At 64.6% G+C, this 15,683-nt stretch carries 10 protein-coding genes; 5 read left to right on the forward strand and 5 right to left on the reverse strand.

Going from position 1 to position 15,683, the window contains the following annotated elements; genetic code table 11:
- Window positions 1-3: 3 nt before the first annotated feature.
- Window positions 4-1,155, reverse strand: a complete 1,152-nt coding sequence (ispG, locus tag QOL79_RS00435; RefSeq protein ID WP_058455570.1) for a flavodoxin-dependent (E)-4-hydroxy-3-methylbut-2-enyl-diphosphate synthase — start codon at window positions 1,153-1,155, stop codon at window positions 4-6.
- Window positions 1,156-1,413: 258 nt separating this feature from the next.
- On the opposite strand from ispG, the gene QOL79_RS00440 reads away from it, so the two are divergent.
- From QOL79_RS00440 to QOL79_RS00455, 4 genes are all read left to right on the forward strand, one after another.
- The gene (locus QOL79_RS00440) at window positions 1,414-2,166 is read left to right on the forward strand and encodes a TorF family putative porin (protein WP_283418263.1); all 753 of its coding nucleotides are present in this window, start codon (window positions 1,414-1,416) and stop codon (window positions 2,164-2,166) included.
- A gap of 317 nt (window positions 2,167-2,483) precedes the next feature.
- Complete coding sequence (rpoB, locus tag QOL79_RS00445) at window positions 2,484-6,662, forward strand: DNA-directed RNA polymerase subunit beta (protein WP_283418264.1); 4,179 nt, start codon at window positions 2,484-2,486, stop codon at window positions 6,660-6,662.
- A 53-nt stretch (window positions 6,663-6,715) separates the two neighbouring features.
- Window positions 6,716-10,996 (forward strand): DNA-directed RNA polymerase subunit beta', encoded by a 4,281-nt coding sequence (rpoC, locus tag QOL79_RS00450; RefSeq protein ID WP_058455573.1) that lies wholly within the window; start codon window positions 6,716-6,718, stop codon window positions 10,994-10,996.
- A gap of 157 nt (window positions 10,997-11,153) precedes the next feature.
- A complete protein-coding gene (locus QOL79_RS00455) occupies window positions 11,154-11,963 on the forward strand; it encodes a hypothetical protein (protein WP_283418265.1) in 810 nt (269 codons plus the stop codon).
- Window positions 11,964-12,067: 104 nt separating this feature from the next.
- Here the strand turns inward: QOL79_RS00455 and QOL79_RS00460 are convergent, their stop codons facing one another.
- Window positions 12,068-12,247 (reverse strand): PspC domain-containing protein, encoded by a 180-nt coding sequence (locus QOL79_RS00460; protein WP_058455575.1) that lies wholly within the window; start codon window positions 12,245-12,247, stop codon window positions 12,068-12,070.
- 61 nt (window positions 12,248-12,308) lie between these two features.
- Entirely contained in the window at window positions 12,309-12,437 is a 129-nt protein-coding gene (locus QOL79_RS00465) for a hypothetical protein (protein WP_282946023.1), read from the reverse strand.
- 268 nt (window positions 12,438-12,705) lie between these two features.
- Here QOL79_RS00465 and recF point away from each other — a divergent pair, with 268 nt between their 5' ends.
- A complete protein-coding gene (gene recF, locus QOL79_RS00470) occupies window positions 12,706-13,821 on the forward strand; it encodes a DNA replication/repair protein RecF (RefSeq protein WP_282946025.1) in 1,116 nt (371 codons plus the stop codon).
- An 86-nt stretch (window positions 13,822-13,907) separates the two neighbouring features.
- On the opposite strand, the gene QOL79_RS00475 is transcribed toward recF, so the two are convergent.
- Both QOL79_RS00475 and QOL79_RS00480 read right to left on the reverse strand, forming a co-directional pair.
- On the reverse strand, window positions 13,908-14,756 hold the full coding sequence (locus tag QOL79_RS00475; RefSeq protein ID WP_204992414.1) for a metallophosphoesterase family protein: 849 nt from the start codon (window positions 14,754-14,756) through the stop codon (window positions 13,908-13,910).
- A complete protein-coding gene (locus tag QOL79_RS00480) occupies window positions 14,753-15,601 on the reverse strand; it encodes a diacylglycerol/lipid kinase family protein (protein WP_282946044.1) in 849 nt (282 codons plus the stop codon). Before QOL79_RS00480 ends, QOL79_RS00475 begins: the two co-directional genes overlap by 4 nt.
- Window positions 15,602-15,683 lie beyond the last annotated feature (82 nt).

Consider the following 15,683-nt stretch of genomic DNA (forward strand, 5'->3'; position numbering starts at 1 on the left):
CTGTCAGGCCGCCTTGCCGTGCAGCGTGTCCATGCTCACCGCGCTGCCCGCGTCGATCTCCGCCGCCTTTGCCTCAACCAGCTTGACGATGTGCGCGATCATGTCGTCGTCCTCGACATGGTGGTCGGTGACGCCCGAGAGATAGACCATGTGGCGGCCGTTGCCGCCGCCGGTGATGCCGATGTCGGTTTCGCGGGCCTCGCCGGGGCCGTTGACGACGCAGCCGAGGACCGAGAGCGACATCGGGGTCTTGATGTGGCCGAGCGCATCCTCGAGCGCCTGGACGGTGCGGATGACGTCGAAGCCCTGTCGCGCGCAGCTGGGGCAGGAGACGACGCGGACGCCCCGGGTGCGCAGGCCCAAGGATTTCAGGATTTCATATCCGACGCGCACTTCCTCTTCGGGTTCGGCCGACAGGCTGACGCGGATCGTGTCGCCGACGCCCGCCCAGAGGAGATTGCCGATGCCGAGCGCGCTCTTCACCGTGCCGCCAATCAGCCCGCCCGCCTCGGTGATGCCGAGGTGCAGCGGGCAGTCGACCGCGTCGGCGAGCTGCATGTACGCGGCGACCGCGAGGAAGACGTCGCTGGCCTTCACCGCGACCTTATAGTCGTGGAAATCATGATCCTGGAGCAGCTTGATATGGTCGAGCGCGCTTTCGACGAGCGCCTCGGGGCAGGGCTCGCCATATTTCTCGAGCAGGTCTTTTTCGAGACTGCCGGCGTTGACGCCGATGCGGATCGCGCAGCCGTTCGCCTTCGCGGCGCGGACGACTTCGCCGACGCGCTCGCTGCTGCCGATATTGCCGGGGTTGATGCGCAGGCAGGCGGCGCCGGCGTCGGCGGCCTCTAAGGCCCGCTTGTAGTGGAAATGGATGTCGGCGATGATCGGGATGCGCGCGGCCCGGACGATCTTGCCGAGCGCGGCCGTCGAATCGGTGTCGGGGCACGAGACGCGGATCAGGTCGGCGCCGGCCTCTTCGCAGCGGCGAATCTGGTCGATCGTCGCCACGGCGTCGCTGGTCAGCGTGTTCGTCATCGTCTGCACCGTGATCGGCGCGCCGCCGCCGACCGGGACGTTGCCGACCATGATCTGGCGACTCGTCCGTCGCGCGATGTCGCGCCAGGGGCGCAGGCCGGGATTGTGATCGCTCATGACATAGCCTGAAAAGAGGGGAGATATGCGTCGCTCTTTAGCGGCCGCGCGCGCGCTTGGCAAAGCGCAAGCGCGGCCCCGCCGCTGTTGCTCGAAAGACACAGTTCACCAGCTAATGCGCATGGAGGCGCAATTTTTGTTTGTGCAATGCAGCAAAATCGGCAATTTCATCTCGTTCGTCGCTACATGCCCGTGCAGAGGCGTGAGCGCGCACGGCAGGTTGGGACGATCCGGTTTGTTTTTTAGGGGGATCAACCCATGAAGTTTCTCACCAAAGCCTGCTTCGGCATGCTCCTCGCTGCGTCGGCGCTGTCGACACCTGCTTTCGCTGAGGAAGAAGAAGGGGCCAGCGGTCCGCTCACGCTCAACGGCGGGATTGCCGTGACCAGCGACTATCGTTTCCGCGGTGTCTCGCTTTCGAACGAAAAGGTCGCGGTGCAGCCGTGGCTGACGCTGAGCCACGAAAGCGGCTTCTACGTCGGTGCATGGGGTTCGACCTTCCCCGACAGTCCTGCCTATGGCAAGTTCGAGCTCGACCTCTATGGTGGCTATGCGACCGAAATCGCGCCGGGCACCAAGGTCGACCTTGGGGTCACCTATTACACCTATCCCGGCAGTGACGACGGCGGCGCGCCGACCGACTATTTCGAGGTCATCGGCAAGCTGACGCAGAGCCTCGGTCCCGTTTCGGCGACCGGCACCGTCGCCTATGCCTGGGATCAGAAGTCGCTGGGCAGCGACGACAATATCTATCTGAACCTCGGCCTCGGCTATGGCATCCCCGATTCGCCGGTCACACTGACCGCGGGTGTCGGTTACACCGACGGTTCGCTCGGCCTTGTCTCGGCCGACGGCAACTATCTCGACTGGTCGGTGGGCGCGTCCTTCGCTGCCGGTCCGGCGACGCTATCGGTCCAGTATATCGACACCGACGTCAAGAAGTCGGGCGTCAAGGCGATCGACACGCTCTACGATCCGACCGTGGTCTTTACGCTGGGCGTCGCATTCTGATCGCCTAGCGGGTCAGCGACCACGCGCTCGAGGGGGCGGTCTCTGGGGGGAGGCCGTCCCCTTTTGCTATGCGCGGGCCAATGCGTTCCGGTCTTGCGCCACCGCTCCCGTTGACAGCGCGGTGCCCAAATCCTATATCGCTTTCACACCCGATCGTCCGGGAAGCGGCCTGACTTTGCGCAACGGGTCACAGGAATAGGGCGGTAGGGATTTCGAGATGCGTTGGAAAGCTGCGGTAAACCGGCAACGGTTGCTTGCGGCTTTTTTGCGTCTCTCCTGCGCTCGCGAGCTATTTTCTTAAGGCGAGACAATCACTTATGGCGACCAAGGCGAAGTCGGTGGGCAAGGCCCTCGAAGCAACCGCGACCAAGCGAATCCGCAAGCTGTTCGGCAATATCCACGAAGCGGTGGAGATGCCCAACCTCATCGAGGTGCAGCGCGAATCCTATGAGCAGTTCCTGCGCTCGGATCCCTCGATCGGTTATGTCTCGGGCCTCGAAAAGACGCTGCGCAGCGTTTTCCCGATCCGCGATTTCGCCGGCACCGCCGAGCTCGACTTCGTCCATTACGAACTCGAAGAGCCGAAATATGACGTCGAGGAATGCCGTCAGCGCGGCATCACCTATGCGGCGCCGATGAAGGTCACGCTGCGCCTGATCGTCTTCGAAGTCGACAGCGAAACCGACACCCGTTCGGTCCTCGATATCAAGGAGCAGGACGTTTACATGGGCGACATGCCGCTCATGACCGAGAACGGCACCTTTTTCGTCAACGGCACCGAGCGCGTCATCGTGTCGCAGATGCACCGTTCGCCGGGTGTGCTGTTCGACCATGACCGCGGCAAGACCCACTCGTCGGGCAAGTATCTCTTTGCCGCGCGCGTCATTCCGTACCGCGGTTCGTGGCTCGATTTCGAGTTCGACGCCAAGGACATCGTCAACGTCCGTATCGACCGCAAGCGCAAGCTGCCGGTCACCAGCCTGCTCTATGCGCTGGGCATGTCGGGCGAGGAAATCCTCAACTATTTCTACGACCGTCTGGTGTTCGAGCGTGCCTCGAACGGCTGGAAGGTGCCGTTCGTCGTCGAAAACTGGCGCGGTTCGAAGCCCGCGTTCAACGTCGTCGACGCGAAGACCGGCGAAGTCGTCTTCGCTGCCGGCCACAAGATCAGCCCGCGCCTTGCCAACAAGGCGGCGAAGGACGGTCTCGACACGCTGCTGATCCCGACCGAGGAAATCTTCGGCCGCTATTCGGCCTATGACCTGATCAACGAGGCGACCGGCGAGATCTATATCGAAGCCGGCGACGAAGTGACCGCCGACAATCTCGAAAAGCTCGACGCTGCCGGGATCGACAAGCTCGTCCTGCTCGACATCGACCACAACAACACCGGTCCCTGGATCCGCAACACGCTGAAGGCCGACAAGGCCGAGGACCGCGACCAGGCGCTCAGCGACATCTACCGCGTCATGCGCCCCGGCGAACCGCCGACGCGCGAAACCGCGGAAGCCTTGTTCGGCGGCCTGTTCTTCGACCCCGAGCGCTATGACCTGTCGGCCGTCGGCCGCGTCAAGCTCAACATGCGCCTCGGCCTTGATGCCGAGGATACGGTCACCACGCTGCGCAGCGAGGACATCCTCGCCGTCGTCAAGGAGTTGGTGAACCTGAAGGACGGCAAGGGCGAGATCGACGACATCGACAATCTCGGCAACCGCCGCGTCCGTTCGGTCGGCGAGCTGCTCGAGAACCAGTATCGCGTCGGCCTGCTCCGCATGGAGCGCGCGGTGAAGGAGCGCATGTCGTCGGTCGACGTTTCGACGGTGATGCCGAACGACCTGATCAACGCGAAGCCGGCGGTCGCCGCGGTGCGCGAGTTCTTCGGCTCGTCGCAGCTGTCGCAGTTCATGGACCAGACCAACCCGCTCTCCGAAGTGACGCACAAGCGCCGCGTTTCGGCGCTCGGGCCGGGCGGTCTGACCCGCGAACGCGCAGGCTTCGAGGTCCGCGACGTTCACCCGACCCACTATGGCCGCATCTGCCCGATCGAAACGCCCGAAGGCCCGAACATCGGTCTGATCAACAGCCTCGCGACCTTTGCGCGCGTCAACAAATACGGCTTCATCGAGACGCCGTACCGCAAGATCATCGACGGCAAGGTGACCAACGAGGTCGTCTATCTGTCGGCGATGGAGGAATCGAAGCACACGGTCGCGCAGGCGAACGCCGACCTCAACCCCGACGGCAGCTTCATCGACGAGCTGATCTCGGCGCGCGAGGCGGGCGAATTCCTGATGGCGCCGCGCGACCAGATTACCCTGATGGACGTGTCGCCGAAGCAGCTTGTTTCGGTCGCGGCGTCGCTGATCCCGTTCCTCGAGAACGACGACGCCAACCGCGCGCTCATGGGTTCGAACATGCAGCGTCAGGCCGTTCCGCTGCTCCGCGCCGAGGCGCCGGTCGTCGGTACGGGCATGGAAGGCACCGTGGCGCGCGATTCGGGCGCGGCGATCGCGGCGCGCCGCGGCGGCGTGATCGACCAGGTCGACGCGACGCGTATCGTCATCCGTGCGACCGACATGGTCGAACCCGGCAAGTCGGGCGTCGACATCTATCGCCTGCAGAAGTTCCAGCGTTCGAACCAGTCGACCTGCATCAACCAGCGTCCGCTGGTGAAGGTAGGCGACGTCGTCCGCTCGGGCGACATCATTGCCGACGGTCCCTCGACCGAGCTCGGTGAACTGGCGCTCGGCAAGAATGTGCTCGTCGCGTTCATGCCGTGGAACGGCTACAATTATGAGGACTCGATCCTCATCAGCGAGCGCATCGTGAAGGACGACGTCTTCACCTCGATCCACATCGAGGAATTCGAAGTCACCGCACGCGACACGCGCCTCGGGCCCGAGGACATCACCCGCGACATTCCGAACGTCGGCGAGGAAGCGCTGCGCAACCTCGACGAGGCGGGCATCGTCTATATCGGTGCCGAGGTCGGTCCGGGCGACATTCTGGCCGGCAAGATCACCCCCAAGGGTGAATCGCCGATGACGCCGGAAGAAAAGCTGCTGCGCGCCATCTTCGGTGAAAAGGCCAGCGACGTGCGCGACACCTCGCTCCGCCTGCCGCCGGGCGTGTCGGGTACGGTCGTCGAAGTCCGCGTCTTCAACCGCCACGGTATCGACAAGGACGAACGCGCGATCGCGATCGAACGCGAGGAAATCGAGCGCCTGAAGCAGGACGCCGACGACGAGCGCGCGATCCTGAACCGCGCGACCTTCTCGAGCCTCAAGGAACTGCTGGTCGGCCAGACCACCAGCGCGGTTCCGAAGGGCCTGAAGAAGGGCGACGAGGTGACCGAGGACATGCTGGTCGACCTCGACCGCGCCGACTGGTGGAAGCTGGCGGTTGTCGACGACACCGCCCAGACCGCCCTCGAGGCGATCAAGGCGCAGTATGACGAGGCGATCAAGCGCATCAACGCCAAGTATGAGGACCGTGTCGAAAAGCTGCAGCGCGGCGACGAGCTCGCCCCCGGCGTGCTCAAGATGGTCAAGGTCTTCGTGGCCATCAAGCGCAAGCTGCAGCCGGGCGACAAGATGGCCGGCCGTCACGGCAACAAGGGCGTCATCAGCCGCATCCTGCCGAACGAGGACATGCCATTCCTCGAAGACGGGACGCCGGTCGACATCGTGCTGAACCCGCTGGGCGTGCCGTCGCGCATGAACGTCGGGCAGATCCTCGAAACGCACCTTGGCTGGGCTTCGCGCGGCCTCGGGCGGCAGGTGACGCAGGCGCTGGAGGATTGGCGTGACGCCAATCCCGACGCGACCGGCGGCCAGATGCCCGAAGCGGTGCGCGACACGCTGGAGCGTGTCTATGGCGCCGAATATGTCGACGACATCAAGGCGCGCAACGCCGACAGCGTGGTCGAACTCGCCGAGAATCTGAAGGTCGGCGTGCCGTTCGCGACGCCGGTGTTCGATGGCGCGAAGGAAGCCGATGTGACCAACATGCTGACCCTCGCGGGCCTGCATGAATCGGGTCAGTCGGATCTGTACGACGGCCGCACCGGCGACAAGTTCGACCGCAAGGTGACCGTGGGCTACATCTATATGCTGAAGCTCCACCACCTCGTCGACGACAAGATCCACGCGCGTTCGATCGGGCCGTACAGCCTCGTCACCCAGCAGCCGCTGGGCGGTAAGGCGCAGTTCGGTGGCCAGCGCTTCGGTGAAATGGAGGTCTGGGCGCTCCAGGCCTATGGCGCGGCGTACACGCTGCAGGAAATGCTGACGGTGAAGTCCGACGACGTGATCGGCCGCACCAAGGTTTACGAGGCGATCGTCAAAGGCGACGACACCTTCGAGGCCGGCATTCCCGAAAGCTTCAACGTGCTCGTCAAGGAAATGCGCTCGCTGGGCCTCAACGTCGAGCTTTCGTCCTATGCGGACGAAGACGAGGGCGAAGGTCCGGACGCTCTTCCCGAAGCCGCCGAATAAGATTTTTCCTCACCCCTCTCGCCCCGCGCGAGAGGGGAAGATGGAGCAGACAAATGAACCAGCTTACCAACTTCATGAACCCGGTCGCGAAGCCCGAAACCTTCGACATGATCAAGATCGGCATCGCGAGCCCGGAGCGTATCCGCTCGTGGTCGTTCGGCGAGATCAAGAAGCCCGAAACGATCAACTATCGCACGTTCAAGCCCGAACGTGACGGCCTGTTCTGCGCGCGCATCTTCGGTCCGATCAAGGATTATGAATGCCTGTGCGGCAAGTACAAGCGTATGAAATACAAGGGCATCGTCTGCGAAAAATGCGGCGTCGAAGTCACGGTCACGAAAGTGCGCCGCGAGCGCATGGGCCATATCGAGCTCGCCGCGCCGGTCGCGCACATCTGGTTCCTGAAGTCGCTGCCGTCGCGCATCGGCCTGCTGCTCGACATGCAGCTGAAGCAGCTCGAGCGCGTCCTTTACTTCGAGGCCTATATCGTTCTTGAGCCCGGCCTGACGCCGCTCGAGAAGTTCCAGCTGCTCACCGAAGACGAACTCCTCGACGCGCAGGACGAATATGGCGAAGACGCTTTTTCGGCCGGCATTGGCGCCGAGGCGATCCGCGTGCTCCTCGAAAATCTCGACCTCGAGCAGGAACGCGTCGACCTGATGGAAGAGCTTGCGACGACCAAGTCGGAGCTCAAGCCCAAGAAGATCATCAAGCGCCTGAAGGTCGTCGAGAGCTTCATCGAATCGGGCAACCGTCCCGAGTGGATGATCCTCGAAGTCGTGCCGGTCATCCCGCCCGAACTGCGCCCGCTGGTGCCGCTCGATGGCGGCCGCTTTGCGACGTCGGATCTCAACGACCTCTATCGCCGCGTGATCAACCGCAACAACCGTTTGAAAAGGTTGATGGAGCTGCGCGCGCCGGACATCATCGTCCGCAACGAAAAGCGCATGCTGCAGGAAGCGGTCGATGCGCTGTTCGACAACGGCCGCCGCGGCCGCACGATCACGGGCGCCAACAAGCGTCCGCTGAAGTCGCTGTCGGACATGCTCAAGGGCAAGCAGGGCCGCTTCCGCCAGAATCTGCTCGGCAAGCGCGTCGACTATTCGGGCCGTTCGGTCATCGTGACCGGCCCCGAACTCAAGCTGCACCAGTGCGGCCTGCCGAAGAAGATGGCGCTCGAACTGTTCAAGCCCTTCATCTACGCGCGCCTCGACGCCAAGGGTCTGTCGATGACCCTGAAGCAGGCGAAGAAGTGGGTCGAAAAGGAACGCAAGGAAGTCTGGGACATCCTCGACGAAGTCATTCGCGAGCACCCGGTCCTGCTGAACCGCGCCCCGACGCTTCACCGCCTCGGCATCCAGGCGTTCGAGCCGGTGCTGATCGAGGGCAAGGCGATCCAGCTTCACCCGCTGGTCTGCGCCGCGTTCAACGCCGACTTCGACGGCGACCAGATGGCCGTCCACGTCCCGCTGAGCCTCGAAGCCCAGCTGGAAGCACGCGTGCTGATGATGTCGACCAACAACATCCTCAGCCCCGCGAACGGCAAGCCGATCATCGTTCCGTCGCAGGACATGGTGCTCGGTCTCTATTATCTCTCGCTGGAGCGCGAAGGCGAACCGGGCGAGGGGATGCTGCTCGCCGACATGGCCGAGGTGCATCAGGCGTTGTTCACCGGCGCGGTGACGCTGCACACGAAGGTCATCAGCCGCGTTCCGCAGACCGACGAGGAAGGCAACACCTACCTCAAGCGCTACGAAACGACCCCCGGCCGCATGCTGATCGGCGAATGCCTGCCGAAGTCGCACACCGTGCCCTTCGACGTCGTCAACCGCCTTCTGACCAAGAAGGAAATCGGCGACGTGATCGACCAGGTCTATCGCCATACCGGTCAGAAAGAGACCGTGCTGTTCGCCGACGCCATCATGGCGCTGGGCTTCCGCAACGCGTTCAAGGCGGGCATCTCGTTCGGCAAGGATGACATGATCATTCCGGCGTCGAAGGAAGGGATGGTCGACGAAACCCGCGCGCTCGTGAAGGATTTCGAGCAGCAGTATCAGGACGGCCTGATCACGCAGCAGGAAAAGTACAACAAGGCGATCGACGCCTGGTCGCAGTGCGGCGACAAGGTCGCGAACGCGATGATGGACGAGATCCGCGCGACGCCGAAGCTGCCCGATGGCCGTATGGCCCCGATCAACTCCATCTACATGATGGCGCATTCGGGTGCCCGTGGTTCGCAGGCGCAGATGAAGCAGCTCGCGGGGATGCGCGGCCTGATGGCGAAGCCGTCGGGCGAGATCATCGAAACGCCGATCATCTCGAACTTCAAGGAAGGCCTGACCGTCCTTGAATATTTCAACTCGACCCACGGCGCCCGCAAGGGCCTCGCGGACACGGCGCTCAAGACGGCGAACTCGGGGTACCTGACCCGCCGCCTCGTCGACGTGTCGCAGGACTGCGTCGTGATCGAGGATGATTGCGGCACCGAACGCGGGATGGAAATGCGCGCGATCATCCAGGGCGGTTCGACGATCGCCTCGCTGGGCGAACGCATTCTCGGCCGCACGACGCTCGAAGATGTCACCGACAAGGACGGCAATATCATCGCAGCGGTGGGTACCCTGCTCGACGAAGCGATGGTCGCGAAGATCGAGGAAGCCGAAGTGCAGGCGGTCAAGATCCGCTCGCCGCTGGTTTGCGAAGCGACCCTCGGTGTTTGCGCCAAATGCTACGGTCGCGATCTCGCGCGCGGTACGCCGGTCAACATCGGTGAAGCGGTGGGCGTCATCGCCGCGCAGTCGATCGGTGAGCCCGGCACGCAGCTGACCATGCGGACCTTCCACATCGGGGGCGCGGCGCAGGTCAACGAGCAGTCGAACCTCGAAGCGATCTCCGACGGCACGATCGAATATCGCGACATGGCGACGATCGTCGACCAGCGCGGTCGCCGTCTGGCGCTGTCGCGCTCGGGTGAAATCGCGGTCATCGATAGCGAAGGCCGGGAACGTGCGACGCACAAGCTGCCCTATGGTGCGCAGATCATGCACAAGGACGGCGAGAAGGTGAAGAAGGGCGACCGGATTGCCGAATGGGATCCGTTCACCATGCCGCTGATCACCGAAAAGCCGGGTGTCGTGAAGTATCAGGATCTGATCGATACCAAGACCCTGATCGAACAGGTCGACGAAGCGACCGGCATCGCGCAGCGCGTCGTGATCGAGTATCGCGCCGCCGGCCGCGGCAAGAAGGAAGACCTTCAGCCGCGCCTGACCTTGCTCGACGACGCCTCGGGCGAAGCCGCGCGCTATCTGCTCGCGGTCGGCACGATGCTGTCGGTCGAGGACGGCCAGGAAGTGCAGGCGGGCGACGTTCTGGCCCGTGTGACCCGCGAAGCGTCGAAGACGCGCGACATCACCGGCGGTCTGCCGCGTGTTGCCGAGCTGTTCGAAGCGCGCATCCCGAAGGACAATGCGGTGATCGCCAAGATCAGCGGCCGCATCGAATTCGTGAAGGATTACAAGGCGAAGCGCAAGATCGCGATCGTTCCGGAAGAGGGCGATCCGATCGAGTATCTGATCCCGAAGTCGAAGGTTCTCGAAGTGCAGGAAGGCGACCAGGTCAAGCGCGGCGATGCGCTGATCAGCGGTTCGCCGAACCCGCACGACATCCTCGACGTGATGGGCGTGGAAGCGCTGGCCGAGTATCTGGTCGCGGAAATCCAGGAAGTCTATCGACTGCAGGGCGTGAAGATCAACGACAAGCACATCGAGGTGATCGTTCGCCAGATGCTGCAGAAGGTCGAGATCACCAACGGCGGCGACACCACGCTGTTGCCGGGCGAGCAGCTCGATTATCTGGAGATGATGGAGTATAACGCCAAGCTGCCGAAGAATGGCGTGCCTGCGGAGGGCCGTCCGGTCCTGCTCGGGATCACCAAGGCCAGCTTGCAGACCCGCAGCTTCGTTTCGGCCGCGTCCTTCCAGGAAACGACCCGCGTCCTCACCGAGGCGTCGGTGCAGGGCAAGGTCGATTCGCTGATGGGCCTCAAGGAAAATGTCATCGTCGGCCGCCTCATTCCGGCGGGTACCGGTGCTGCCATGAACCGCGTCCGCGTCACCGCATCGTCGAAGGATGCCGCGCTCCGTGCCGCTATGCGCAACGCCACCGAGGCGCATCTGATCGCGCCGCAGTCGGCGGCCGAGGAACATGCCGCCGAACTGGCGCAGGGCCCCGAAGCCGCGATCGGCGACGATCCGCTTGGCGCGGTCGAGGGTGAAACCCACGGCACCGACGCAGATGCCGGCGATTATCTGATCCAGAGCGACGGGGAATAAACCCCTCGGAGCCTGACAGAAACGAGCCCCGCCGGAGTGATCCGGTGGGGCTTTTTTGGGTGCGAACCTGACGTCGCCGCGTGTCGAAGATTGGTCCGAATACGGCTTTTCCGACATGGGATTTCATGCCTATGTTGCTATTCGGGGGGAGATCAGAATGACGATCATATTGGGATTGCTCGTTGCGGCGTCGGGCGGGGCTTCCGCCACGGAAGAAATGAACATCCCCGTCGACTATCGGGTGGCTGCACCCGCTGATGTCCGCATACCGATCAGCGCGTCTGTCCGCGCCGTAACCTGGGATGAACTGACGGCCCAGCCGGACAAGCCGGCTCATATTCGCCTTGCCTGCATCGTGTTTGTGCCGTCGGGCGCCCCGGGCAATTGCGTTCCGGCGTCGCTGGTTCCGCCCGGCCAGAAAATCGTCGCCTGGGACAAGATCATGGATGCCGGGCAAGCGGCCAGCCATGCCGCAAACGCTGCCGATATCGCATTGTTCGATGTCGCGGCGCGACGCGTGAAAGCCATTCGCCTGCTTCCCGGCGACGGGGAAGCGTTATTTTCCGTTCGGTTCTTTGATGAAATCATCGCGCCGGCCGATGCGCGTCCGCCCTTTTCGGTTTCATCGGAACAGGATCTGACGACACGCGACGTGGTCTTTGCGACGCCGCTCGACGGGAACCTGCTCGCTGCGCTCTATCCGTCGATCGCGATGCGCTATTCGGTGAATGCGCAAGTCCGTGTGACGTGCAAGATCGAGGCCGATCTTCAGCTATTGTGCCGGGATCCCGGTGCCATCGCAGCCAGCCCGAATACTATCCCGGGCTATACCGCCCAACTGATGGAAGCCCTGCGCTTTTCGACCTATCAGCTTGCCTCGACGATCAGGCTTGCACCGAAAAGCGCGGATGGTCGTGATGTCGCGGGACGGAATTTGAGGTTCGTCGTGCGCTGGTCCATGCCGTGAAACAGAAAAGGGCCCACCGATCGAGGCCGGTGAGCCCTTGGTCTTTTTGGGAAATTTGCGGGCCGGTGCGACTGCGCCTGAAAGGCGGGCCGGCCCGGGCTGCGTTACGGCGCGAGGATCGCGACGGTCAGGTACAGCAGCAGCGGAAGGCCGAAGCCGAGCAGCGTCAGGGCGACAAAGGCGACGCGCGTCCACAAGACGTCGAAGCCGAACTGGTCCGCAATCCCGGCACACACGCCGAAGATCACCCCATCGCGACGATTCTTGCGAAAACCCTGTTTCATTTCTTTCCTTTCCATCCCGGCCCATCGGGACCGGCGTTGTTGGCGGGGTACGGAGGGCTGGTTAAGCAACCAGCCCGCCGAAGTGCACTGCGTTCGGACCGACAGCGGCGAGGAACATGAGCGAACAATAAGCCGAAGCAACCGCGGCGATCGCGTAGCTCTTGAGCGATTCAACATTGAAGTGGGCCATTTACCTATCCTTTTTCCATCCTCCATCCGGACCATCCGGTGGATGCCGAAGGTAATGCAGGAGCCGTGCCAATTTCATTCAGCGCTGGTTAACCGCCGTTTTTGAGCTGGAGATAGAATATTTCAGCGCGCTCTTTGCGGGTTTTTGGTAAAAATTCCCAATTTTGGGAAAAATTTGATATCGCTATTCGAGATGTGCTCGGGGATGACGGGTGAAGAGGCGTGCGGTGGGCTGGCGTCGCCCCTTATGGTGCGGTAGCGCCGTCGCCATGACGCTCGCCCGCCTCTCGCTGACCGACTTTCGCAATCATGCCGGCGCGGACATGGCGGCGGGGCCGGGGCTTGTGGCGCTGCACGGCGACAATGGCGCGGGCAAGACCAACATATTGGAGGCGATCTCGCTGCTCGCGCCGGGCCGCGGGCTCCGCCGCGCCGCGCTGTCCGACATGGTGCGCGACGGGGCGACCGGCGGCTTCGCGATCTTTGCCGAGCTGCTTGCCGCGGCCGATGCCGACTTGCCGCCGGTCGCGCTGGGCACGGGGATCGAGCCCGCGCATCCCGGGCGGCGGATCGTGCGGATCAACGGCGCATCGGCGGCGGCGGCCTCGCTCGGCGAATGGCTCGCCGTGCTGTGGCTTACCCCCGCGATGGACCGGCTGTTCGTCGAGACGGCGGGCAACCGCCGCCGCTTCCTCGACCGGCTCGTCCTCGCGCTCGACCCGCGCCACGCGCAGCACAGCAACCGCTATGACGCCGCCTTGCGCGCGCGCGTCAAGCTGCTCGCCGATATGGCGACCGCCGACCAGCAATGGCTCGCCAGCCTCGAGGCGCAGCTTGCCGAACATGGTGCGGCGATGGACGCTGCGCGGCAGCGGACGCTCGCGGCGCTGTCGGCCGAGCTCGCGGGTCAGCCCGACGCGCCCTTTGCGCGCCCGCTGCTGACGCTTGTCGATGCCGACGGGGCGCCGCGTCAGGCGCCGCACACGGTCGAGGCGCTGAAGACGCTCTTCGCATCGCGCCGCCGGATCGACGCTGCCGCCGGACGCGCGACCGCCGGGCCGCACCGCGACGACCTCTCGGCCGTCCACGCCGCGACCGGCCGCGCCGCGGCGCGCTGTTCGACCGGCGAGCAGAAGGCGATGCTGCTCTCGCTCGTCCTCGCGCACAGCGATTGCGTCGCGCGCGCGCGCGGCCAGCGCCCGGTGCTGCTGCTTGACGAGGTGGCGGCGCATCTCGACCCGCTGCGCCGCGCCGCGCTTTACGACCGGCTGGCGGCGCAGGGCGGACAAGCCTGGCTCACCGGGACCGAGGCGGCGCTGTTCGCCGACATGCCGGGGCCGGTAACGCGCTTTCACATTGCGGGCGGCCGGATCGGACCAGGCTAAGTTCGGCTGGCGATCGCCTGGCGGTCGAAGCTGTTGCCGTCCTCATCGCACCTGAAAGGCCGCTCTCCGACTTGACGCCTTCCCCTTCAGCGAACCGGCGGGTCGATCGGTGGCACCGCGCCGACGGGCGCGACGGGCTCGCCGGGGGTGCGAGGCGGCAGCGCGTCGGGCGGGACGGCGCCGATCTGCATGTCGGGGGTGGCGACGTGCTCGAGGTTGCGGACGCGGGCGTCGATCCGGCCGCTTGCGATGGTGAGTTCGTTGAAACCCGGCGGGGTCGAACGCAGCCGTTTCGACAGCGTCCCCGCGCCGATCATGCGGATCGGGCCGGCGTTTGTTTCCTTCAAGAGGTCGAAGGCGTCATGGACGTGGCCGGTGAGCACCGCCGCGACCCCGCGTGCCGCGAGTTCGGTCAGCGCGCGCTCGCCGCCGCGCGTGAGGGCGCGGCCCTCCGTCCCTGCCTCGACGAGCGGATGATGCGCTGTCACCAGCACAGCGGTGCCGGCGGGCAGCGCGTCGATCGCCGCCAGCGTCCGGTCGAGCGCCCGCCGCGTGACCCATCCTTTGGACCAGTCGAGCCGCCACTGCGCGCGCGCCGTGGTCTTGAGCGGCACGACTGCGACGCCATCTAGGTCGAGTTCGCGTTCGACCAACCCCTCGATCCGGCGGATGCGCGCATAGGGACGGAAAAAGCGCGCCACGGGGTTGAAATAGGGCAGGTCGTGATTGCCGACCTCGACCGTCACCGGCACGTCGAGGGCTGCGATCCAGTCGCAGGCCGCGGCGAATTCGTGGCTGCGCGCACGCATCGTCAGATCGCCGGTGATCAGCACCGCAGCCGGACGTTCGACGCGCACGCAGCGGGCGAACCAGTCGAGGGCATTACGATCCTCAAGCCCGAAATGCAGATCGCTGATATGGAACAGCCGCTTCATAGGGTGGCGACGAAATCGACTGCGCTCGCCGCAAGTCCGAAGCGCGCGGGCGATCCGGTCTCGGTCAGTTCGCCATCATATTCGAGGCTGATCGGCGCATCGCTTTCGAGCACGATCGTCTCGCTTTGCACGATCTCCTCGCTTGGCCCGTCGCGGAAATCGCCGCCCAGCCAGGCGAGTCCGTGGCGCAGCACGTCGATTGTCCCTTCGGTCAATATGCCGTCGACGCGTACCCCGGCCTCGGTCGGGGTGAGGATGACGGCCGGATAGGCCTTGCCGTGCCCCACGACGCGCACGCCGGGCGCGTTTATCATCGCCTCGAGCGCGTCGGGCGCCGCGCGCCCCGCTTCGAGCAGCCCCTCCTGGCGCATCGTCTCGCGCACCCCGGCCCAGTGCGTTGCCGGCCCTGCGACGATGGTGATGAACGCCTCGCCGACTGCCGAGCGGATCGTCGGGACCGGCCGGCGGCGTCCTTTGCCCATGAGCGCATCGGTCAGTATCTCGGGCGCCGGGCGGTCGCCGTGAAGCGCCTTGGACAAGAGGTTGAGCGTGCCGCCGGGCAGCGGGAGGATCGCGCCATTCCAGCCGACCGCCGATCGGGCCGCGGCGTTGATCGTCCCGTCGCCGGTCCACACGAGCAGCAGGTCGATGCCCCGCTCGCGAAGAGTCGTCGCGTCGGGAACCGCGCCATCGGGCAGTTCGAAAGTGGCGATGAGCGGCGTGCCCGCATCGCGGCACGCCGCCTCGATCGCAGCGCGGATCGCGGGATCGTGGCTGCCGCTCTGGATGTTGCAGACGAGGGCGGGGCGGGTGAAGGGGGCGGGGCGGGTAAAGGGGCTGGTCATGGCCTGTCCTACGCACGAGCGGGGAAAAGGTCGCCTCCTCCCGTCCTCGTCGGCCGGACTTGATCCGGGTCCATGCGTCCCG

It is taken from the genome of Sphingopyxis sp. Geo48 (genome assembly GCF_949769155.1).
Taxonomy (GTDB): domain Bacteria; phylum Pseudomonadota; class Alphaproteobacteria; order Sphingomonadales; family Sphingomonadaceae; genus Sphingopyxis.